We start from the raw sequence: 3,002 nt of genomic DNA, 5'->3' as shown, positions 1-3,002 counted from the left end.
CTGCACAAACATCACGAAGGCCGATCTTGCACAGGCCGCTTGACAGGAGATAGGAGCTTCCCCGGTAGGCGTCGTAATGTGCCGTTGAGGCGGCGTGCGTCACTCGTACGCAGCGCGGCCCTCGGAGGCAGGCCGTGATCTGTCATGCGGTGTCGCATGCCGCTGGCTGTCACTGACAGCCAGGTGCGCAGAGTCAGACCGTCCTCTCCGTTCCAGGCCGCTTCGGGCAGCGGGCTGACACGGCAGGACAGGCTCGTCTGTTGCCCAGGGAGTGCGAGCGGGTCGACTCCGTTGATCAGCAGGGTCAGCGAGCCGTGCATGCCCAGGTGCTCAGCTTCTGCGTCAGAAGGCGATCTCGCGCCAGGCCACGGTGGCCTCGGGGTACTGCTCCAGCGCGAGGTCCAGGCATTCGCGCAGCTGTGCGGCGTGGGGGCATGCGGGCACGACCAGCACGGTCAGGTCCATCACGGCCTCCTTCAGCTGTGGCGATGTGGGGCTATCCGGCGGCGTCGCTGAGGTGCTCGGGGTCCAGGACAGTGATGCGGCCGCGGGCCAGGCGGAGCAGGCCGCGGTCGGCGAACTCCGGTAGGACCTTGGTAGTAGTCTCGCGGGAGGTGCCGGCCAGGGCGGCGATCTGCTCGTGGGTGAGGGCGATCTGGGCGTGACGGGCGGTGGGGCGGAGTCGGCCCGCGGGGACTTCCGCGCGGGCGGCGAGCGCGGTCAAGGTCGCGGCGATGCGCTGGGAGACGGACTTGAAGATGCTGTCGGACAGGCGCTGTTCGAGGTCGGCGAGGCGGCGTCCGAGGATCTCGGTGATCCGGGCGGCGATCCTGGGATCGGACAGCAGGAACTTGTGGACGTCCGCGCGGCTCATCACGCACACGGTGACGCCGTCGAGGGCTTCGGCGAAGTTGTCGTACATGCGCTGGCCGAGCAGCACCATCTCGCCGAAGATCGTGCCCGGGCTGATGATGGCGGTGGTCAGGGCGCGGCCGTCGGCGGAGACGCGGAAGATGCGGACCCGGCCGCGTTTGAGGATGAACAGCACCTCGCAGGGCTGCTGCGGGGAGTGGAGGATCTCGCCGGCGCTGTAGGTCTTCATGGGGGCCGTCTCCACCGTCACCGTCATCCGCCCGCCGCCGACGGGGGTGAAGTGCTCGGCCGGCACCATGTCCTGGCCGAGCTCCAGCACACGCAGCTTCTCGCGCATCGCCCGGGTCGCCCGACCCAGATACGGCTGCGCTGGCCCAGTGCCCGGGTACGCCGCCCCACTCCCAGATCCACGGTCAGCGCGCCGCTCACCAGCCCCCACCAGGCGGCGCCCGCGGCCCCGCCCACACCAGCGGCCAGCGCGGCGACCCGCGCCACGCCGACAGCGGTTACCGCCCGGCCCCCAAGGCCGCTTCTTCGATCGCGACGCCGCGCCAGAACGTCACATGGTTCTTGATCTTCCTGGCCAGCGGCGTGGGCCGCGGGTAGTACTATGCGGCATCCGGGTTGGCCTGCCCGCCCACGGCGACCGTGTAGTAGCGGGCCACCCCTTTCCACGGGCACAGCGACCTGGTCCGGCTCTCGGCGAAGTACTCCCGGCGAAGCGACTCCGGCGGGAAGTAGTGATTGCCTTCCACCACCACGGTGTGCTCCGCCTCTGCGAGCTCCGCGCCGTTCCACACCGCACGCAACCTGATCATCTACCTTTGAGGCGCTTGTCCATCTCAAGACGGAACGTCCCGTACGGGTTGATGTTCGACCAGAACAGCATCTGACGATACGAAAGCTGCCACGCAGTTGCTTTTGCGGCTGGCGCACGAGACGGCCGACCACACCCTTGAACGTCACGCACAGCGACTTTGCGGCTGGTGTCCGAGACAGGAGTCCGGGGCCATCCCGGTGAGCGGGCCGGTGAGGAGGGCAATCACGGCGGAACGTACGGAACTTCCGCCCCCACTCCGGGTCGTCGTACTCGTGGTACTCGTAGGCGTCCCGGCCTCCCCACTGCAGCGGCCGGCATCCTGCTCCCCCAGGGCGACAGTGTGGCGTTCAAGGCGGCGCTTCCGCGAGACAGCAGCCGTACAGCTCGTGCCCGGCGCAGCGCGGAGCGGAGGAGAGGGAGGGCCGGCGGGTGCTGCGTTCTGACGCAGCACCCGGCCCCGTGTCCTCTTGTTTGAGCATGGTGCGGGCTTCGGTGACGGCGCGCTGGCACTTACCGGTGCATGTCGAGGGTGTCGAGGTCGTTGCGGCGGTGCTCGGTCGACTTGGTAGTCCGGCGGCGGTGTTGTCCAGAAAGCCGTCCGCCCTGCCGGACCGCAAAGCAGGTGCCGACCTGTCCATGCCGGTGCAGAGGCCGGCGCGGCTGTACGCCGCTCTCGTCGATGCCTCCACGCACCTGGGCGGTCCCGGGCATCCCGACACTCTCACTATCTGGACACACCCCACCGGCTGGCCGCCTGGCGGGGGAACGAGGGGGTCGGGTCACGCCGTGGACGGTGGACTGGCGGTCGTCGCTGGGGTATGGATGGCGTGGGAGGCGTGTGATCTGTCGGACGATGGTCTGGTGTGGATGTTCCCAGAAGGGATGTCCCTGGGCCGGGGTCCAGACGAGAATCCCGGCCCGTTTACCGCGGGCCGGGATTCTGTGTTGTGCGCCTGGCTGGAGGGCGCCGGCCCGATTGCGGCGGGCCGGCGCCATCCAGCATGCGCGTCAGACGTGTTGCTGGTTTCAGTCTTCGTCGAAGTCGTCGAAGTCGCCGCGCTCGCCCTTCTCGTTGAAGTGGCGCTTGACGACGCGGAAGCTGCCTACGACTCCGTGCTTGACCTTGACGCCGCCCTCCATCTTCTCGTGCTTGTCCTCGTCCTCGTCGTGGACCTTCGTGCGGACGTTGTTGGCCTCGCTGTGGGGGCCGACGGTGGCGACGGGGGCGCCGTTGTCGCAGGTGACACCACGGAAGAACTCGACGGTGTTGCGGCTGTCGTTACGGATGTTGAAGCTGGTGGAGCCCAGG

Annotated in this window: 3 protein-coding genes and 1 pseudogene; all 4 read right to left on the bottom strand. The window is 68.5% G+C overall.

Annotated features, from left to right (window positions below):
• Positions 1-342: 342 nt before the first annotated feature.
• Positions 343-465, bottom strand: a complete 123-nt coding sequence (locus IEZ19_RS52935; RefSeq protein ID WP_268248805.1) for a hypothetical protein — start codon at positions 463-465, stop codon at positions 343-345.
• 31 nt (positions 466-496) lie between these two features.
• Positions 497-1,210 (bottom strand): Crp/Fnr family transcriptional regulator, encoded by a 714-nt coding sequence (locus IEZ19_RS49495; RefSeq protein ID WP_189317911.1) that lies wholly within the window; start codon positions 1,208-1,210, stop codon positions 497-499.
• A 271-nt stretch (positions 1,211-1,481) separates the two neighbouring features.
• The gene (locus tag IEZ19_RS49490) at positions 1,482-1,691 is read right to left on the bottom strand and encodes a DUF427 domain-containing protein (RefSeq protein WP_229841734.1); all 210 of its coding nucleotides are present in this window, start codon (positions 1,689-1,691) and stop codon (positions 1,482-1,484) included.
• Between the two features lie 1,028 nt (positions 1,692-2,719).
• Positions 2,720-3,002, bottom strand: a pseudogene (locus tag IEZ19_RS49485) (hypothetical protein); the annotation flags it as partial.

Source organism: Streptomyces brasiliensis (assembly GCF_014647875.1).
Classification (GTDB): Bacteria; Actinomycetota; Actinomycetes; order Streptomycetales; family Streptomycetaceae; genus Streptomyces; species Streptomyces brasiliensis.
Note: the sequence above shows the minus strand (reverse complement) of the source record. Positions and strands in the feature narration are given on the sequence as shown.

What these genes read in the sequence shown, in the direction of transcription:
- IEZ19_RS52935 (WP_268248805.1), bottom strand. Translation starts at nt 465, where the DNA reads ATGGACCTGACCGTGCTGGTCGTGCCCGCATGCCCCCACGCCGCACAG.
- IEZ19_RS49495 (WP_189317911.1), bottom strand. Translation starts at nt 1,210, where the DNA reads ATGCGCGAGAAGCTGCGTGTGCTGGAGCTCGGCCAGGACATGGTGCCG.
- IEZ19_RS49490 (WP_229841734.1), bottom strand. Translation starts at nt 1,691, where the DNA reads ATGATCAGGTTGCGTGCGGTGTGGAACGGCGCGGAGCTCGCAGAGGCG.